The following is a 17,377-nucleotide window of genomic DNA, read 5'->3' on the forward strand; positions in this document are numbered from 1 at the left end:
GATGACGGGATGCGAGGTGAGACACAATGGATATCATAGTTCTCGTGAAGCAGGTTCCCGATCCTGAGGCGCTCGTCGAGATAGGGGCGAGCGGCAAAGACCTCAATATTGAGCCCAAGTTCGCCGTCAACCTCTTCGATGAGTTCGCTCTCGAAGAAGCTCTCAGGATAAAGGAAAAGCATGGCGGGAAGGTGAAGGCCCTGTCCCTCGGGGGTCCGAAGGCGATGGAGGCCCTGCGAACGGCCATCGCCATGGGTGCCGATGAGGCCGTGCTCATCGAGGATGAGGCCTATGCGGCAAGGGACGGTTACAGTACGGCTCTCGCGCTTTTCAAGGCCCTTGAAAGGGAAACCTTCGACATTCTCCTCACGGGCAGGCAGGCCATCGATGCGGACCGCGGCGAGGTGCCCCAGATGGTGGCCCAGTTCCTGGGCCTGCCTCACGTGGGCGTTGTTGTAAAGCTGGACATCTCCGACGGCAAGGCCATGGCGGAATCGTCTCTCGAGGGTGCGAAAGAGGTCGTCGAAGTTGATCTTCCCGCCGTCTTCACGGCGCAGAAAGGCCTCAATGAACCCAGGGTGCCCTTGATCACGGGCGTCATGAAGGCCATGAAGGTGCAGATACCGAAGCTCACTATCGAGGACCTGGGATTCACGAAGGACATGGCCGCTCCCGAGAACTCGAAGACGAAGATAGTGCGCTATCTTCCGCCGAAGAAACGGCCGGCGGTTCAGCTTATCCCCGGAGAAGCCCGGGAGGCGGCAGCCGAGGCGGTGAGGATCCTCATGGACGTCGAGAGGGTTATATAAGACAGGGGGAAAGATGGACAAGGTCCTTGTGTTCGTGGAAACGAAGGGTGATGAGCCCAGGAAGGCTTCCCTGGAACTTCTCTGTGAAGCGGAGAAGCTGGCCGCGAGCGGCAGGTTCAGCGTGGAGGCAGTGTGTTTCGGCGCGATGTCCGATACTCTCAAGGGTAGGCTCCTGTCCTGCGTACGCAAGCTGGTGCGCTTTAGCGACCCCGAACTTGCGGCATACAGCCCGGAGGGCTACGCCCGGGCGCTGGCAGGCTATGCCGCCGAGACTGGCGCGCGGATGATAGTGGCCGGGGCGACGGGAACAGGCCGCGATTTTTTTCCCCGCGTTGCCATTATGCTTGCAACGGGCATGGTCTCCGACGTGACGGGGGCGAACTGGTTCGACGATCCGATGACGTTCGTGAGACCCATGTTCGGGGGCAAGGTGTTCGCGGAGGTCGCCTTCCCGGCTTCTCCCGTGGTCGTGACGGCGCGCCCCAACAGTTTTGCCATGGATATGCCTGAAGGGATCAAAGGGGAGTACGAGGAGAGGACAGCGGGGTCGCTCACGGGTGCCATTCATACCCGTGTCGTTCGCGTCGAGGAGACAAAAAGCGATGCTGTGGACCTCACCGAGGCCGACCTCATCGTGGCGGGCGGACGAGGGCTCAAGGCCGCGGAGAACTTCAAGCTCATCGAGGACCTGGCGGCGGCCATAGGCGGTACGGTCGGGGCCACGCGGTCCGTTGTCGATGCGAAGTGGCGGGACCAGGCGGACCAGATAGGGAAGAGCGGCAAGACGGTGTCCCCGAAACTCTACATCGGGGCGGGCATCTCGGGCGCCATCCACCACATCATGGGCATGGATACGTCGAAGGTCGTCCTTGTCGTCAACCGCGATCCCAACGCGATCATTTTCAACTATGCAAATTACGGCATCGTTGGCGACCTCTTCGAGGTGCTCCCGGCGATGACGGAAGAGATCGGCAAGCGCAAGGAAAGGGGATAGGTGGTTCCTCGTGGATAAGATCGATGCCATTGTTGTCGGAGGGGGGCTTGCGGGGCTGTCCGCGGCGTACCGCCTTGCGGATGCCGGCAGACAGGTGATCCTCCTCGAACGCGGCGACGCGCCGGGGAGCAAGAATGTCACGGGTGGCCGCGTCTACGTCGACCCCATCCGGCCATATCTTCCCGGGATCATCGATTCCGCGCCCTTTGAACGCCATGTTGTCAGGGAGATGATCACCGTTCTCGACGAGGGCAGCGCCCTGCAGTTCGAATACGGGAACGAGAGATGGAAAAAGGAACCCTTCATGAGCCATACCGTTCTGAGGGCGAAGCTCGACGGCTGGCTCGCTGAACAGGCGACGGCGAAGGGGGCCTTCATCATCCCGCGGAAGAAGGTGGACGAGCTCCTTTACGAGGACGGTCAGGTGGCGGGGATACGGTCCGGCACCGAAGAGATCGGGGCCCACGTTGTCATAGCGGCCGACGGCGCGCTGTCCTTCCTCACGCAGAAGGCGGGCTTACGACAGCCTCACAGGCCGGAGAACCTGGCGGTGGCTGTGAAGGAGATATACCAGCTCGATGAAAAGACCATCGAGGAGCGTTTCGGCCTCGGTCCCGATGAGGGGCTGGCGGGACTTTTTATGGGGTCCGTGACGCGGGGCATGTTCGGGGGAGGCTTTCTCTACACGAACCGCGACACCCTGTCGGTAGGCCTTGTTGTCGGTATCGATTCCCTTATACACGGCGCGGGAGACATCGACGCCCCGGGGCTCATGGAAGGTTTCACCGGCCGTCCCGAGGTAGAACGGTGGATCCGGGGAGGCGAACTCAGGGAATACTCGGCGCACGTCATCTCCGAGGCGGGGATAGGCGCGGCCCCGAAGCTGTACAGGGGCGGCATGCTGGTCGCGGGGGACGCGGCGGGCTTTGCCCTTAACCTGGGCCTCACGGTGAGAGGTATGGAGTTCGCCATCGCCTCGGGCGTGATGGCAGCCGATACCGCCGTCCTGGCCCTCAACGAAAACGACCTCTCAGAGAATTCCCTGTCGCGCTACGAGAAGAGATTGAGAGAGAGCTTTGTGCTGCCCGACATGGAGACCTTCCGCCATTCCCGGGAGGTCCTTGACAGACGCAGGTTTTTCACCGTTTACCCCAGGTTCATGTGTGAGCTCTTCGACGAGCTCTTCACCGTGGGAGACAGACCGAAGGAAGGCCTTTATAAGACAGCCAAACGGGTCGCGAAGAAATATGTGCTTAACATGGAGACCCTGAAGGACCTTCTGGCGGCGAGGAGATTATGACGATGAAGGTGGAAGAGAAGCTTGCCCTCAACGCGATAAAGAACGACACGAAGAGCCATATCCTTCTCGACCAAAGCATCTGCGCGGCCTGTAAGGAACGCATGTGCATCGCGGTTTGCCCGGCACACCTGTATTCTTTCAACGAAGAGACGGGAGAGATGGTCGTCGAGTATGCCGGATGCCTGGAATGCGGCACCTGCATGATAGCCTGTATCTATGGGTCGATAACCTGGGACTATCCGGGAGGTGAATTTGGCGTGCAGTACAGATATGGTTGATAAGACACCAAAGGCGCGGACTGAATGGAGACGAGATGAAAGACACCTCAAGAAAGACATCGGCAGGAACGGGTCCCCTTAAAGGGATCAGGGCTTTGGGCAAACCCCGTTCCATGGGGGACGTGGCCTATGACTATCTCAAACAGGCCATCATCAAGGGGGACATCCCTCCGGGACAGCGCCTCATCGAGAACCAGCTTTCGGCACAGATGGAGGTGAGCCGGGTTCCCGTGCGGGAGGCGGTAAAGAAGCTGGAACAGGAAGGTCTTGTAGAGCGCAGCGGGGTCCGCGGGTTTGTCGTGAAGGGCCTCAACCGGGAGGAGATAGAGGAGACCCTGGGCATCAGGGCCCTTCTCGAAAGCTACGCCGCGTACCTTGCCACGGAGCACATCACCGAGGCGATACTGAAGAAACTGGAAGACAGCATAGACGCTTACAGGAAGGTTTTTGAGAGGAAAGGCAACAACACGGACAGACTCATGCAGCTCAACACCCAGTTCCACGAGATCATATACAAGGCGGCGGGGAGCGGCAAGCTCTACTCCCTGATAAATTCCTTCAGGGATGCCATTCATCGCTACCGGAGGCCCCTTCTCGCCTGTGAGGATTACGCGAGGGTGTCGCTGCGTGACCACGAGAAGATGGTCGAGGCGATGCGAAAGAAAGACAAGAAGAAGGTCGAAGAGCTGGTCAAGAAACATATCCTGAGAGGGATGGACATCATCATTCAGGAACTCGATGCGGGCAAAACGGTGTAGCGGCAGACAGGGATGATGAGACAATGAAGGAGGCACTGATTTGGACACAAGGCCCATCAAGATCTTAGTTGCGAAGCCCGGACTGGACGGACACGACCGCGGGGCAAAGGTGGTCGCCCACGCGCTCAAGGAAGCCGGTATGGAGGTGATCTACACGGGACTGCACCGGACGGTGGATCAGATCGTCAGGATCGCCATCCAGGAGGATGTGGACGTCATCGGTCTGTCCATCATGAGCGGAGCCCATATTCCCATTACGGAGAAGTTGATGAAGAAGGCCCGCGAGGAAGGGATCGACGACAGAATGGTCGTCGTCGGCGGGGTCATACCCGCGCGGGATATCCCGAAGCTCAAGGAATTGGGGGCGAAAGGGGTGTTCCCCGGGGGGACACCGTTCTCGGAGATCACGAGCTTCATCAATGAAAACGTGAAGAAGTCCTGAGGAGGCATGCAATGGGAGTGGCGAAATATACCAAGGATGAGAAGGACAGGATCACCGACGTGACCCTGCAGTCGGGGATACATGTCAAGGCGTGCTATGGCCCCGAGGACCTCAAACGCATAGGGTTTTCCTACGAGAAGGACCTCGCGCCGCCGGGCCAGTATCCCTTCACCCGCGGGATACATCCCGAGGGGTTCCGGAGCAGGGCATGGACGACGCGGCAGTACACCGGCTTCGGTACGCCCGAGGAATCGAACGAGCGTTTCAAGCTCATGATATCCCATGGCCAGACGGGTCTCAACGTTGCCTTCGATCTTCCCACGCAGATGGGGTATGATTCCGACGATCCCATGGCCGAGGGCGAGGTGGGCAGGGTCGGAATGGCCATCGATTCCCTCAGGGACTTCGAGATAGCCTTTAACGGCATCAACCTCGAGAAGATCGGGTCCGGTCTGACCATAAACGCCGTCGCTTCGATCATGCTTGCGATGTACCAGGCCGTGGCCGAGAAATACGGGTTCGATCCGAAGAAGATCTCGGCGACGCCGCAGAACGATATCCTGAAGGAGATGATCGGAAGGGGCTCCTGGATCTTTCCCGTTGAACCCGCTGTCAACCTCATCGGCGATACCATCGAGTATTCGATGAATGTCCTGCCCCGCACGAATCCGGTGAGCATCTGCGGCTATCATATCAGAGAGTCCGGGGCGACGCCTGCCCAGGAGATAGGCTATGCCATCCTCATCGCCAACGCCTATATAGATAACGTCCTGAAACGGGGATACGACGTTGACGATTTCGTCGGCCGTTTCTCCTTCAATCTCAACGTTTTCGGCAACATCTGGGAGCAGGTCGCCAAGTTCAGGGCGGCACGCAAGCTCTGGGCGCGGAACCTCAAGGAGAAATACGGGGTGAAGAAGGACTCGAACATGTACCTCAGGGGTCTTTTCGGAGGGGGTGGTTACGGTCTCACCAAGGCACAGCCTGAGAACAACATCATGCGCGGCGCCTATTACGCCCTTTCCGCCGCTCTTGCCGGGGCCCAGACGATCGCCCTGTGCAGCTACGACGAGGCGTATACCATCCCGACGCCGCACTCCGCGATCATATCCCTTCGTACCCTCCAGCTCCTCATGGACGAGATCGGTCTGAGGGATACCGTGGACCCGCTGGCGGGCAGCTACTTCATAGAGACCATAACGAAGGAGATGGAGGGGAAGATAGAAGAGGAGATGGATAAGATCGAAAAGGCCGGCGGCATCGTGCAGGCGGTTGCCACCGGTTACGTGCAGCGACTTGTATCACAGCAGGCCTACGCGTATGAAAAGGGATTGCAGTCCGGGGAGCTGAAGAAGGTGGGGCTCAACATCCACACCGAGGGCGAACCGATGGAAGTGGAGCTCCACGAATACACGGGAGAGTCCGCGAAAAAGCAGGTCGAAGCCCTGAAGCAACTCCGCAGGGAGCGCAACGACCGGGAGGTGACGCGTACCCTCAAGGATCTGGAAGCGGCGACGAGGGCCGGGAAGAACGTCATGCCCTATCTCGTGGAGGCGTGCAAGGCATACGCGACGGTGGGTGAGATGGCCAGGGTCTTCAGGGATGTATTCGGAGAATTCGAGGAGCCGGGTCTCTTTTAGGGCAAGGGGGCAATGGAAAAGGGAGCCCGGACCGTTCACGGAGGTCCGGGCATTCCCGGTGAGTTCCGTATCTGATTTTGTTTTTCAAACGGTTCAAACGGTTCAAATGGTTTGAACGGTTCTCAAAAGGGGGATCACATGCAAGACAGGTATTACCGGCTGGGTTGCGATATCGGAGGCACCTTCACTGATTTTGTCCTGCTCGATGACCAAACGGGGGAGATAAAGACCGGCAAGTGCCTGACCACGCCCCGGGACCCGTCGGATGCCGTGGAGGAGGGGATACGGGGCCTCGAGAAGACGACCCCCGATTTCGTGGGGAAGCTGGACGAGCTCATCCACGGGACGACGCTCGTCATCAACTCCATAATCGAGAGAAAGGGAGCGAAAACGGGCCTCATCACGACGAAAGGGTTCAGGGACGTTCTGGAGATAGGCCGCGAGATCCGCTACGCTCCCTACGACATATTCGCGGAATTCCCGCAGCCGCTGATCCCCAGGAGACTTCGCCTGGAGGTGGACGAAAGGATTCGCAGCGACGGGACCATCTTGACGCCCCTCGACCCGGAAGACGCGAGAAGGACCGTGAGGGCGCTTCTCGATATGGGTGTCGAGTCCATTGCCGTGTGCCTTCTCAACTCCTTCGAGAACCCTGTCCACGAGCGCATGATCGAGGAGATCATCCACAGGGAGGCGCCGGAGGTCTCCACGTCCATCTCCTATCACGTCCTTCCGCAGATAAAGGAGTATGAAAGGACGAGCACCACGGTGACGAACGCGTACGTCAAACCCCTCACGGGACGGTACCTGTCGAAGCTGTCGGGACGGCTGGAGTCCATAGGCTTCACGGGCAAGCTCTTCATCATGCTGTCGAGCGGAGGCGTCACCTCTGTCGACACGGCCGCGCGGTTTCCCGTGCGCATCATCGAGTCGGGGCCGACGGCTGCGGTCATCGCCGGCCAGTACTACGGGAAGCATTTCAACATCCCCGAGATGTTCTGCTTCGATATGGGCGGTACGACGGCGAAATCGTGCCTCATCCAGAAAGGGGTGGCCGGTGTCGTTCCCACCTTCGAGGTGGGAAGGGTCCAGAGGTTCATGAAGGGAAGCGGGCTCACCATCCAGGTCCCCGTTGTCGACCTCATGGAGATAGGGGCCGGTGGCGGCAGCATCGCGAAGGTGAGCAAGCTGGGGACGCTGCAGGTGGGGCCTGAAAGCTCCGGCGCGGACCCCGGACCTATCTGCTACGGCAGGGGAGGACAGGACCCCTGTGTGACCGATGCCGACCTCCTGCTGGGGTACCTCGACGAGAACTACTTTCTCGGGGGCACGATGAAGCTCGACAAGGAGGGGGCCCGCCGCGGTGTAGAGGAGAGGATCGCGAAGCCGCTGGGTGTTTCCTTCATTCAGGCCGTCTGGGGCATACACGACCTCATCAACGAGACGATGGCGGCGGCGGCAAAGACGCACATCGCGGAAAAGGGAGGCAATCCCAAGATCGTCACCATAGCGGCCTTCGGCGGTGCCGGGCCGGTCCATGCCTACGGGCTCGCGAAGAAGCTGGGGTCGCCGCGGATGCTCATTCCGCCGAACGCGGGAGTCGGCTCGGCGATGGGGTTCTTTACGGCCCCGCGGGCCTTCGACCTTTTGAGAAGCCACAAGGTGTCACTGGGGGACGCCTCCTTCGGGGACGTAGAGGACATCTTCAAAGGGCTTGAACAGGATGCCGCCGAGATACTGAAGAAGGAGGCCACGACCGACACGATCCGATTTGAACGGTCCCTTGACATGCGTTTTGTCGGACAGGGCTCGGAGATGAACATCTCCTTACCCGACGGGGATTTCACGAAGGTGACGAAGGCCGAGGTCAGGCAGCGTTTTGATGACGCGTACCGGAAGCTCTACGGGAGGACGTACCCGGATTCGGAGGTGGAGTTCATCAACTTCAAGGTCAGGGCCAGCCTCCCCGAGAAGCTTCTGCAGCTGCCGAAGATCGAAGGAAGGGTCGGGACCCTCGACAAGGCGGTCAAGGGCCAGCGGCTTGCCTATTCGCCCGTTTCGAAGGATTTCATCCCCCATACCGTTTACGACCGGTACGGTCTCTTTCCGTCGGCACGATTTCCCGGTCCCGCGATCATCGAAGAGAAAGAGTCCACCCTCATCGTGGGTGAGGACGCCCGCGTGTCCGTCGATGACTTCGGGTTCCTCTGGATCGATCTCAAGGAGGTGTGCTGATGGCTCGTACCTTCGATCCGATAACACTCGAGATCCTGTGGAGACGGCTCATCTCCATCGTGGATGAAGCGGACGGCAGCGTCGCCCGCACCGCCTTTTCGAGTCTCCTCAGGGACGCGCACGATTACACCTGCATGTTCACCGACCGTTTCGGCAGGGAACTGGCGCAGGGTACCTTTGCCACGCCGGGACAGTCGGGCGCGATGGCCCTCGGCATCAAGAACCTTGTGAACAAGTATCCCCTTGACTTTTACAGCGAGGGAGACGCCTTCATCACTAATGACCCCTGGGCGCTCGCGGGACATCTCAACGATGTCTGCGTCATGAGCCCCATATTCTACAAGGACAGACTGGTCGCGTTCACCGCCTGCGTTTTCCATCATTCGGATATCGGCGGACGCGTCGCGTCCGACAACCATGACGTCTTTGAGGAGGGGATCTTCATTCCCCTGGTGAAGCTCTACGACAAGGGCGTGCTGAACGAGTCCGTTCTCGACCTCATCCGCTGGAACGTGAGGACCCCCGATGAGGTCATCGGAGATATCCGTTCCCAGATAGCCGCGAACCACGTCTGCGGTGAAAAGATCTGCCAGATGCTCAAGGAGAGCGATCTTGAGAACCTCGACGACCTCGCGGACCAGATCATCGGTCTCACCGAGAAGAGCATGAGGGAAGAGATCGAGAGGATCCCTGACGGAGTGTACCGGACGAGGGGTGTCATCGAGCAGATGAAGGGGAAGGATGACATCATCATCGAGGCAAAGGTGGAGATCAGGGGAAGCGATATCATCGTCGATCTCGAGGGGTCGTCGGGACAGGTGAACTGGGGCGGCAATGTGGTATACAATTTCACGTATGCCTATGTCTTCATGGCGGTAAAGAGCATGTTCGCGCCGGACATCCCCAACAATGACGGATGCGCGCGACCGATCAGGCTGACCGCGCCCGAGGGAACCGTCGTCAACTGCAAGTTCCCCGCGGCCGTGGCGGCACGCATGGGAGTGGGCCACTTTCTGACGGAGGTCATATACCGGGCGCTGTCCGACGTGCTGCCCGGCAAGGTGATAGCCGCGTCAGGCGGCACACCGGCGGCGATGAACGTCTTCTACGGGAAGAGAAAGGACGCGAGGCCCTGGCACAGCGTCATCATCAGGGGCGGCGGCATGGGGGCGGGGGCCCGCAACGACGGCAACTATGTCTACATCTTCCCGGCCAACGGGGCGAACACGCCCGTTGAGATCTTCGAGAGCGACACGCCGCTTATTGTGGAGAAACGGGAGATAGTCGCCGATTCCGGCGGTGCCGGCAGGATGAAGGGCGGGCTGGGGAAGCGAGAGGTATTCAGGGTCCCTGATGATGAGTATGCCCCCATTCCCCCTGTTAATCTGGGGATCCAGGCGGGCCGTTACATCTATCCGGCAGAGGGCCTTTTCGGAGGAAAGCCCGGGGCGAAGGCACAGTTCCTGGTGAACGGCGTGCCGGGGAACTCCTACGGGCTGACCCAGCTAAAGCCCGGCGACGTGGTGATCATAGACGCCGCTGGCGGCGGCGGCTACGGCAGCGCCGGTGAACGGGACCCGGAGCTGGTGCTCAATGACGTCCGCGAGGGATATGTGAGCCCTGAAAGCGCGAGGTCGGACTACAAAGTGGCGGTCGATCCGAAGACACTCGAGATCGATGAGGAAGAGACAAGGAAACTGAGACAGTGAAGATCGGCATGCCGCGAGAAGGGCATGCCAGGGGCAAGAGGAGGACAGTGAACATGGAGCGGCCATTCGATTCAAAAGTGAGATCGGAAAAGGAACTGAAAGTTCTCCAGCTCGACGGGCTGAAGTGGACCGTCGAGCACGCATACAATGGTTCCGTGCATTATCGGCGAAAGCTCGACGAGGCAGGGGTGAGACCGGGGGATATAAACTCCCTCACGGACATTCACAAGCTGCCCTTCACGACGAGCAAGGACCTTCAGGAGGGATACCCCTTTCCCTTGAGGAGCGTTCCCTTTGAAGATGTGGTCCGCATTCACGCGTCGAGCGGAACAACGGGCAAACGGAAAGTGCTCTGCTACACGGCGAAGGACATCGACGACTGGGCCAACATGTTCGCCCGGTGCTATTCGTACGCGGACTGCACACCCGAGGACAGGATCCAGATAGCCGTGGGATACGGTGTCTGGACCGCGGGATGGGGTTTCCAGAACGGATGTGAACGGTTCGGGTCCATGTCCATCCCCATCGGCCCGGGGAACACGGACATGCAGTGCCAGTTCCTGGAGGACTTCGGGACGACGGTCATGACCTGTACCGCTTCCATGGGCCTTCTCATGGCGGAGCTCATCGAGGCGAAGGGCCTTCGGGGGAAGATCCCCTTGAGGAAGATGATCTTCGGTTCCGAGAGGGCGAGCGATGCCATGCGCCAGAGGATATCCGAGCTTTCAGGAGTGGCCTTCGACCAGCTCTTCGACATTCCGGGCATGACGGAGCTCTACGGTCCGGGAACGGGTCTCGATTGCCGCTACCACACCGGCATCCACTACTGGGCCGATTATTACATACTGGAGATCCTGAACCCTGAAACGCTTGAACCGGTACCCGAAGGCGAGGTGGGGGAGATGGTGGTGACGACGCTTCGTAAGGAGGCGGCGCCCCTCATCCGCTACCGCACGAGGGACCTGACAAGGATCATGCCGGGAAAATGCCCCTGTGGCAGTCTCATGCCCCGTCATGACAGGATACTGGGACGAAGCGACGACATGTTCATCTTCAGGGCCGTGAACATCTATCCCAGCCACATAGACCAGATACTCTCCAGCATCAGGGAGGTCGGCAGCGAATACCAGGTCCGTCTCTACAGAAAGGACAAGGGCGGCAAGGACCACATGACGATCAGGGTGGAGCGGGCGCAGGGGACCGAGAAGTCCCACGACGCCGATAAGCACATCCGCAAGACCATAGAAAAGGAGGTCAAGAGACAGGTGCTCGTGAGCTGTGACGTGGAGGTGGAGGATTACGGCTCCCTTCCGAGATCGGAACGTAAAACGAAAAGGGTTTTTGACGAAAGGGATTCATAGACGGGTTTTACAGGATAGAAAGGATTGCAAAGGGGGTTCATGTGAAAGCCTGTGATTATCACAAGCCGCATACGGTCAAAGAGGCCATCGACCTCATGGATAGCCTTGAAAACGCGAAGTATATCGCCGGAGGTACCGACATCATGGTTCTCACGAGGCAAGGGAAGCTCTCTCCGGCTAACCTGGTATCGCTGAGAAACGTCAGCGGTCTCTCCGGCATTGACGTGCAGAACGGTGTCAGGATAGGTGCCGGGGTGACCCACACCCGGATCGCCAACGACGAGTTCATCCGGGAGCATTGCAGCGCCCTCGCGGAAGGGGCCGGTGTGGTGGGTTCCCGGCAGATACGCAACGTTGCGACCATTGGAGGGAATATTTGCAACGCGGCCCCGTCGGCGGACACGGCATGTCCGCTTCTCGTTCTCGATGCCGTCGCTGTTATCACCGGCACATCGGGGGAGCGCCAGCTCTCCGTTGACGATCTCTTCCTTGGACCAAACAGGGTGGCGCTGGAAAAGGGCGAGCTCGTGACCGCTTTCGTCATGCCGGCCTTCGGTCCGCGGACGGGTTCTGCCTACATAAAGCACGCGAGACGTATGGCAATGGACCTGCCCATCCTCGGTATAGCGGCGCGGGTGACGGTGAAGATCGGCGGCAGTGAGGGCGGCTGCAGGGACGCTTTTGGCGGTGACGCGTCGGAGACCGTCAAACGTCTCGAGGCGGAAGGGCTCAGTCTCGAAGATGTCCGGATCGCGATGAGCGTTGTGGCGCCGCGGCCGATACGCGCGAAGAGGGCCGAAGAGAGCTTGAAGGGCAGGACGATCTCGGAGAAGGCCCTGGAAGAGCTCGGCGAGATCGCCGGGTCGGAATCGCAGCCCCGTGACAGCTTTAGAGGGGAAGCATGGTACAGGCGGGACATGGTACGGGTGCTTACGAAACGCGCGGTTCTCACGTCCATTGAGCGCGCGGTGGGTGCGAGCAGCATGGTGTTTCCGGGCAGGCTCTGGTGAGGAGGGGGTTCATGATGAAGAAAGAGGTGGTGTTCACTCTGAATAACGAAGAGGTCATCGTGGAGGTCGACCCGAAATGGACGCTTCTCCACCTGTTGCGGGAAGTCCTCGAGCTGACGGGTACGAAGGAAGGATGCGGGGTGGGTGAGTGCGGCGCGTGTACCGTGATCGTTGACGGTGAGGCCGTGAACTCGTGCCTGTATCCCGTGATGGAGGTCGAGGGAAGGTCGGTGGTCACGATCGAAGGTGTCGCCTCGCCGGACGGCACGCTCCACCCCATTCAACAGGCATTCATAGAGAACAACGGTGTTCAGTGCGGCTATTGCACGAGTGGCATGATCATGTCCGCCAAGGCCCTCCTCGACAAGAAGAACGATCCGACGGAGGACGAGATCCGGACCAGCATAGCGGGAAATATCTGCCGGTGTACCGGGTACGTCCAGATCGTTGAATCGATACAGCAGGCGGCAGAGAGAATGAAGAAATAGGTGGATCGGTCCACGGACTTCAACGATACCGCTGAGCTGTGCTCAGCTCGAGGAGGAGGCAATGGAGAACTTGCTGCATGTTGGAAAGAATGTTCCGAGAACCGCCGAGATCGACAAGGTCACCGGTCACGCGGTGTATATAGACGAGTATAAGCGGCCCGGTATGCTGCACGGGAAGATACTGTACAGCCGGTACGCTCACGCGCGGATCAGATCCATCAACACGGAGAAGGCGAAGAAGCTGCCCGGGGTGCGCGCCGTGATCACCGGATATGATATCCCTGACGTGAGGGTGGGCTTTCTCGGCGACCAGACGGTCCTCAAGCGAGATGTCGTCCGCCAGTTCAGGGATGAGGTCGCGGCGGTGGCGGCCGTCACACCCGAGATCGCCGAGGAGGCTCTCGGGCTCATAGAGGTGGAATACGAACCGTTGCCGGCGATATTCGATCCCATGGAGGCCATGAAGCCGGACGCGCCGCTCATCCATGAGACCGACGCGAGGGGCCGTCCGCTGAGAAGCAACATCCTTCCCCTGCCGTGGAAGTTCTCTGCCGGGGACGTCGATAAGGCCCGGGAGGAGTCGGCCCATGTCGTGAAGCACGACGTGACAACCCCGTGGATCAACCAGTGCTGCATGGGAACGAGCGGGTGTGTTGCCGAGTTTGACAGCAACAACAATCTGACCTACTGCGCACAGACGAACGTCATCTTCGGGGCCAAGCAGAGGATCGCCGCCTACCTCAGGAACATCGGTCTCAAGGGAAAGAAAATACGGATCTTCAACCCTGTTGTCGGGGGAAGCTTCGGCACGAAGCTCGATACGGATATCTATGAGTTCGTCTGCATTCAGCTCGCATTGAAGACACGCAGACCGGTAAAGATCAGATTCACCAGGGAAGAGGAGTTCATGGCGCTGCCTCCCCGGCAGGCCTCCCGGTTCACGATCGAACAGGGGTGCGACAAGGAGGGGAAGCTGACCTTCCGCAAGGTCGACGCCATCCTCGACAACGGCGCCTACACCTCCTGGGGTGCGACCACGCCGTCCGTCATGATGCTGCCCATATCGTCGATGTACCGCGTGCCCAATGTCTCCTTCCAGGCGACCTGCGTCTATACGAACAACATCTACTCCCAGGCCATGAGGGGCTACGGGAACCCGCAGGCGGCGTTCGCGGTGGAGACCTCGATGGATCTCCTGGCGGAGAAGGCCGGCATAGACGCGGCCGAGTTCCGGATGATCAACCGCAACCATCCCGGAGACGTCACGCCAATGGGCCTCAAGATCACAACCTGTCCCCTGGAGCAATGTATCATCACGGTGAAGGAGAAGATCAAATGGGACGAGAAGCGGGGCAAGGGCAACGGCCGGGGAGTCGGCATGGCATCACTCATCCACGTCGCCGGGGGGGCCCGGGTCTATCTCTCGGATGGAACGGGCATACGGATCAAGGTGAATGAGGAGGGTGAGGTGGACGTGCTTTCCGGCAGCACCGATCAGGGCCAGGGATCGCCCACCGTCATCGCGCAGATAATTGCCGAGGCCACGGGTTTCCGGCCCGAGGACGTCAATATAGTCTTCGGCGACACCGCTCTCGGGCTCTGGGACGCCGGTACCCATGCCAGCAGGCATACCTTTGTCGCAGGCAACGCTGCCGTCAGGGCCGGTGAGATGGTGAAGCGCCAGATCCTGGAGCTCGCTGTGGAGTACATCCCCAAACTGGTCAAGAGGACCTTGAAACAGCAGCAAAAGAAGAACCCCGAGTTCGTGCCGCCTGAACTGGATTACACGTTGATCGACAGCCCGGACAAACTTGAGCTGAAGAACCGCATGATATATCCCAGGGAGGCCCCGGACCATCCCCATTTCAAGACCGAGGTCAGCAAGATCCTGACAGCCGGGCTTCACGTGGGTGTCGGTGAGAGCAAAGCGGTCGTCGCGGAGGTGTTCTGGGATCCGCCAACGCAGATGCTGAACGCCGAGATGAAGGGCAATTATTCGTGCACCTATGCCTTCGGGACGGCGGGCGTCGAGGTGGAGGTGGACAGGCAGACCGGCGAGGTGAAGATCGTGAAACTGGTTTCCGCCCATGACGTGGGCCGTGCCATCAATCCCACCCTGGTCAAGGGGCAGATATACGGTGCGGCATACATAGGGGTCGGTTACGGTCTTACCGAGAGAGTGCAGGTTGTTGATGGAAAAGTGGTGAACGCGAACTTCCGCGACTACAAGATCCTGACGGCAAACGACAGGATCCCCGTGGAGGCGGTCATCATCGAAGATCCCGATCCCGCCGGACCTTATGGAGCAAAAGGCATTGGTGAGCCGGGCCTGGTTCCGACGGCACCGGCCATCGCGAATGCCGTCTATGACGCGGTGGGTGTTTGGATCAAGGACCTGCCCATCACGCCCGAGAAGGTGCTTGCTGCTCTCAAGGCGCAGGGCCGGTGAGGAGGTACTTCGGTCTGAGGCCGGGGATCGGCAGGCGATACCGGCCGTACCCGGGAAGAGGGATTTTCGGCAGCAGGGATGCGTGAATGGAGAAGAAAAGGCTCATTTACATGGACAATGCCGCGACTTCCTTTCCGAAACCGCCGCAGGCGATACGGGCCATGGTCCGTTTCATGGAGGATGTGGGTGCGAACCCCGGCCGTTCCGGTCACCCGCTGGCCCGCGAGGCGGGGGAGGTCGTGGATGGGACGCGCAGGAGCCTGGCCCGTCTTTTCAATGCCGACGATCCCTGCAGGTTCTGCTTCACGCTGAATGTTACCCAGGCGCTCAACACCGTATTCCTGGGATACCTGAACCCCGGGGACCACGTGGTCACAACCTCCATGGAGCACAATTCCGTGATGCGTCCCCTGGTGTATCTGCAGGAGACCGGGCATATATCCCTCGATATCGCGCCCTGTGACCGAAAAGGCTTCCTGGACGTGAGTGCCCTTGCGGGATTGCTCCGCAAAGATACCCGGCTGGTGGTTGTGAACCACGCATCGAATGTCTGTGGCACCCTGCAGGATGTGGCGGCGGTAAGGGCCGTTATCGGTGATATCCCCCTTCTCCTCGATACCGCGCAGACAGCGGGTTGTTATCCTATTGATGTGAAGGCCCTGGGTATAGACATCCTTGCCTTCACCGGCCACAAGGGGCTCATGGGTCCCCAGGGGACGGGAGGATTCTACGTGAGGGAGGGGATCGATTTGCGACCCCTCATGCGGGGCGGGACGGGCAGCAGGTCCGAAGACCTTCACCAGCCCGATCTCATGCCCGACCTGATGGAGAGCGGTACACAGAACAACGTGGGGATCGCCGGTCTCGGTGCCGCCGTGGAGTTCATTCTCGGGGAAGGTGTGGAGAAGATCCGCCGTCACGAGGAGGAACTGACGCAAAGACTCTATGACGGCATCTACGACCTGCAGAATGTCGCGATCTACGGTCCCCTCGACCCGGCCAAGCAGACTGCGACGGTGTCCGTGACCTTTGAGAGCACGCTGCCCGAGGGCTCGGAAGGCTCCCTGGGATGCGGTGCCATCAACCTCGAATGGTTCGCGGACGGTGTTGGTGTCGGGGAAGCGGAGGACGTTCTGGGGAGTCAGTACAATATTGTGGTGCGCGTCGGCTTGCATTGCGCGCCGATGGCCCACAGGACGATCGGCACATTCCCGGATGGCACCGTTCGTCTCAGCATGGGGTACTTCAACACCCCTGAAGACATCGATGCCGCGGTGCGGGCGATACGGCGGATCGCGGTTTGAACCCATGACTGCCTTTGCGGGCGAGGTAACATGTTCATGATGGGGACTGACAGAGTGCGGAGATCAGGCTGCGTCGGTCGGAGAAAAAGGCCAATGACGACCGTTGGAATGAAGAGGATAAACAACCGGTAGGAGGGGGCATGAAGATCGAAAGGATCGACCACATATGCTTCGCGGTGAGTGACCTGGAGGAGACGAAGCGGGTGTACCGGGAGGATTTCGGGCTTGTCCCGTCCTGCGAGTATATCGCGGAATCGGAAAAGATCAAGGTGTCGCGCTACTACATCGGGGAGGTCGCCGTCGAATTCATGGAATCGACGGCACCCGACGGTGAGGTGGCGAAGTTCATCGAGAAACGGGGAGAGGGTGTCTTTCTCATATCCTACAAAGTGGACGACCTCACGAAGGCGATGGACGAGCTGAAGGAGAAGAACGTGGACCTCATCGACAAGAAGCCCCGGGAACTCTTCGGCACGCGGTATGCCTTCGTGCATCACCCGAGTAGGCTTCACGGGGTGCTCACGGAACTCCTGGAAGGCGATTTCGATATCAATAAGTGATGGTACGAGAGTATTCAGGACAAAGGGTCAAGGGTCACAA

At 59.7% G+C, this 17,377-nt stretch carries 15 protein-coding genes; all 15 read left to right on the forward strand.

Features of this window, described 5'->3' with window-relative positions; genetic code table 11:
* The first annotated feature begins 26 nt into the window (after positions 1 to 26).
* The 15 genes from GXX82_04560 (at position 27) to GXX82_04630 (ending at position 17,337) form a co-directional block, all read left to right on the forward strand.
* The gene (locus GXX82_04560; protein ID NLT22300.1) at positions 27 to 809 is read left to right on the forward strand and encodes an electron transfer flavoprotein subunit beta/FixA family protein; all 783 of its coding nucleotides are present in this window, start codon (positions 27 to 29) and stop codon (positions 807 to 809) included.
* Between the two features lie 13 nt (positions 810 to 822).
* The gene (locus GXX82_04565) at positions 823 to 1,803 is read left to right on the forward strand and encodes an electron transfer flavoprotein subunit alpha/FixB family protein (protein NLT22301.1); all 981 of its coding nucleotides are present in this window, start codon (positions 823 to 825) and stop codon (positions 1,801 to 1,803) included.
* 10 nt (positions 1,804 to 1,813) lie between these two features.
* Positions 1,814 to 3,103 (forward strand): FAD-dependent oxidoreductase, encoded by a 1,290-nt coding sequence (locus GXX82_04570; protein NLT22302.1) that lies wholly within the window; start codon positions 1,814 to 1,816, stop codon positions 3,101 to 3,103.
* Complete coding sequence (locus GXX82_04575; GenBank protein NLT22303.1) at positions 3,097 to 3,381, forward strand: hypothetical protein; 285 nt, start codon at positions 3,097 to 3,099, stop codon at positions 3,379 to 3,381. Before GXX82_04570 ends, GXX82_04575 begins: the two co-directional genes overlap by 7 nt.
* A 35-nt stretch (positions 3,382 to 3,416) precedes the next feature.
* On the forward strand, positions 3,417 to 4,139 hold the full coding sequence (locus GXX82_04580; protein ID NLT22304.1) for a GntR family transcriptional regulator: 723 nt from the start codon (positions 3,417 to 3,419) through the stop codon (positions 4,137 to 4,139).
* A gap of 40 nt (positions 4,140 to 4,179) precedes the next feature.
* A complete protein-coding gene (locus tag GXX82_04585) occupies positions 4,180 to 4,581 on the forward strand; it encodes a cobalamin B12-binding domain-containing protein (GenBank protein ID NLT22305.1) in 402 nt (133 codons plus the stop codon).
* Between the two features lie 11 nt (positions 4,582 to 4,592).
* The gene (locus GXX82_04590; protein ID NLT22306.1) at positions 4,593 to 6,221 is read left to right on the forward strand and encodes a methylmalonyl-CoA mutase; all 1,629 of its coding nucleotides are present in this window, start codon (positions 4,593 to 4,595) and stop codon (positions 6,219 to 6,221) included.
* Positions 6,222 to 6,359: 138 nt separating this feature from the next.
* Positions 6,360 to 8,456, forward strand: coding sequence for a hydantoinase/oxoprolinase family protein (locus tag GXX82_04595; GenBank protein ID NLT22307.1), 2,097 nt, complete (start codon positions 6,360 to 6,362; stop codon positions 8,454 to 8,456).
* Positions 8,456 to 10,165 carry a hydantoinase B/oxoprolinase family protein gene (locus tag GXX82_04600; protein ID NLT22308.1) on the forward strand — a complete coding sequence of 570 codons (1,710 nt, stop codon included), beginning with the start codon at positions 8,456 to 8,458 and terminating at the stop codon, positions 10,163 to 10,165. The genes GXX82_04595 and GXX82_04600 overlap by 1 nt, the downstream gene beginning before the upstream one ends.
* Positions 10,166 to 10,218: 53 nt before the next feature.
* Positions 10,219 to 11,526 carry a phenylacetate--CoA ligase gene (locus GXX82_04605; GenBank protein NLT22309.1) on the forward strand — a complete coding sequence of 436 codons (1,308 nt, stop codon included), beginning with the start codon at positions 10,219 to 10,221 and terminating at the stop codon, positions 11,524 to 11,526.
* Between the two features lie 41 nt (positions 11,527 to 11,567).
* Positions 11,568 to 12,536, forward strand: a complete 969-nt coding sequence (locus GXX82_04610; GenBank protein NLT22310.1) for a hypothetical protein — start codon at positions 11,568 to 11,570, stop codon at positions 12,534 to 12,536.
* Positions 12,537 to 12,547: 11 nt separating this feature from the next.
* Entirely contained in the window at positions 12,548 to 13,024 is a 477-nt protein-coding gene (locus GXX82_04615) for a (2Fe-2S)-binding protein (GenBank protein NLT22311.1), read from the forward strand.
* Between the two features lie 61 nt (positions 13,025 to 13,085).
* Complete coding sequence (locus GXX82_04620) at positions 13,086 to 15,473, forward strand: xanthine dehydrogenase family protein molybdopterin-binding subunit (GenBank protein ID NLT22312.1); 2,388 nt, start codon at positions 13,086 to 13,088, stop codon at positions 15,471 to 15,473.
* 86 nt (positions 15,474 to 15,559) lie between these two features.
* Positions 15,560 to 16,777 carry an aminotransferase class V-fold PLP-dependent enzyme gene (locus GXX82_04625; protein ID NLT22313.1) on the forward strand — a complete coding sequence of 406 codons (1,218 nt, stop codon included), beginning with the start codon at positions 15,560 to 15,562 and terminating at the stop codon, positions 16,775 to 16,777.
* A gap of 140 nt (positions 16,778 to 16,917) precedes the next feature.
* Positions 16,918 to 17,337: a methylmalonyl-CoA epimerase gene (locus tag GXX82_04630; protein ID NLT22314.1), complete on the forward strand. Its 420-nt coding sequence runs from the start codon at positions 16,918 to 16,920 to the stop codon at positions 17,335 to 17,337.
* The last annotated feature ends 40 nt before the right edge of the window (positions 17,338 to 17,377 follow it).

Source organism: Syntrophorhabdus sp., from assembly GCA_012719415.1.
In the GTDB taxonomy this organism is placed as follows: domain Bacteria; phylum Desulfobacterota; class Syntrophorhabdia; order Syntrophorhabdales; family Syntrophorhabdaceae; genus Delta-02.

What these genes read in the sequence shown, in the direction of transcription:
- GXX82_04560 (NLT22300.1), top strand. Translation starts at nt 27, where the DNA reads ATGGATATCATAGTTCTCGTGAAGCAGGTTCCCGATCCTGAGGCGCTC.
- GXX82_04565 (NLT22301.1), top strand. Translation starts at nt 823, where the DNA reads ATGGACAAGGTCCTTGTGTTCGTGGAAACGAAGGGTGATGAGCCCAGG.
- GXX82_04580 (NLT22304.1), top strand. Translation starts at nt 3,417, where the DNA reads ATGAAAGACACCTCAAGAAAGACATCGGCAGGAACGGGTCCCCTTAAA.
- GXX82_04590 (NLT22306.1), top strand. Translation starts at nt 4,593, where the DNA reads ATGGGAGTGGCGAAATATACCAAGGATGAGAAGGACAGGATCACCGAC.
- GXX82_04595 (NLT22307.1), top strand. Translation starts at nt 6,360, where the DNA reads ATGCAAGACAGGTATTACCGGCTGGGTTGCGATATCGGAGGCACCTTC.
- GXX82_04600 (NLT22308.1), top strand. Translation starts at nt 8,456, where the DNA reads ATGGCTCGTACCTTCGATCCGATAACACTCGAGATCCTGTGGAGACGG.
- GXX82_04605 (NLT22309.1), top strand. Translation starts at nt 10,219, where the DNA reads ATGGAGCGGCCATTCGATTCAAAAGTGAGATCGGAAAAGGAACTGAAA.
- GXX82_04615 (NLT22311.1), top strand. Translation starts at nt 12,548, where the DNA reads ATGATGAAGAAAGAGGTGGTGTTCACTCTGAATAACGAAGAGGTCATC.
- GXX82_04620 (NLT22312.1), top strand. Translation starts at nt 13,086, where the DNA reads ATGGAGAACTTGCTGCATGTTGGAAAGAATGTTCCGAGAACCGCCGAG.
- GXX82_04625 (NLT22313.1), top strand. Translation starts at nt 15,560, where the DNA reads ATGGAGAAGAAAAGGCTCATTTACATGGACAATGCCGCGACTTCCTTT.
- GXX82_04630 (NLT22314.1), top strand. Translation starts at nt 16,918, where the DNA reads ATGAAGATCGAAAGGATCGACCACATATGCTTCGCGGTGAGTGACCTG.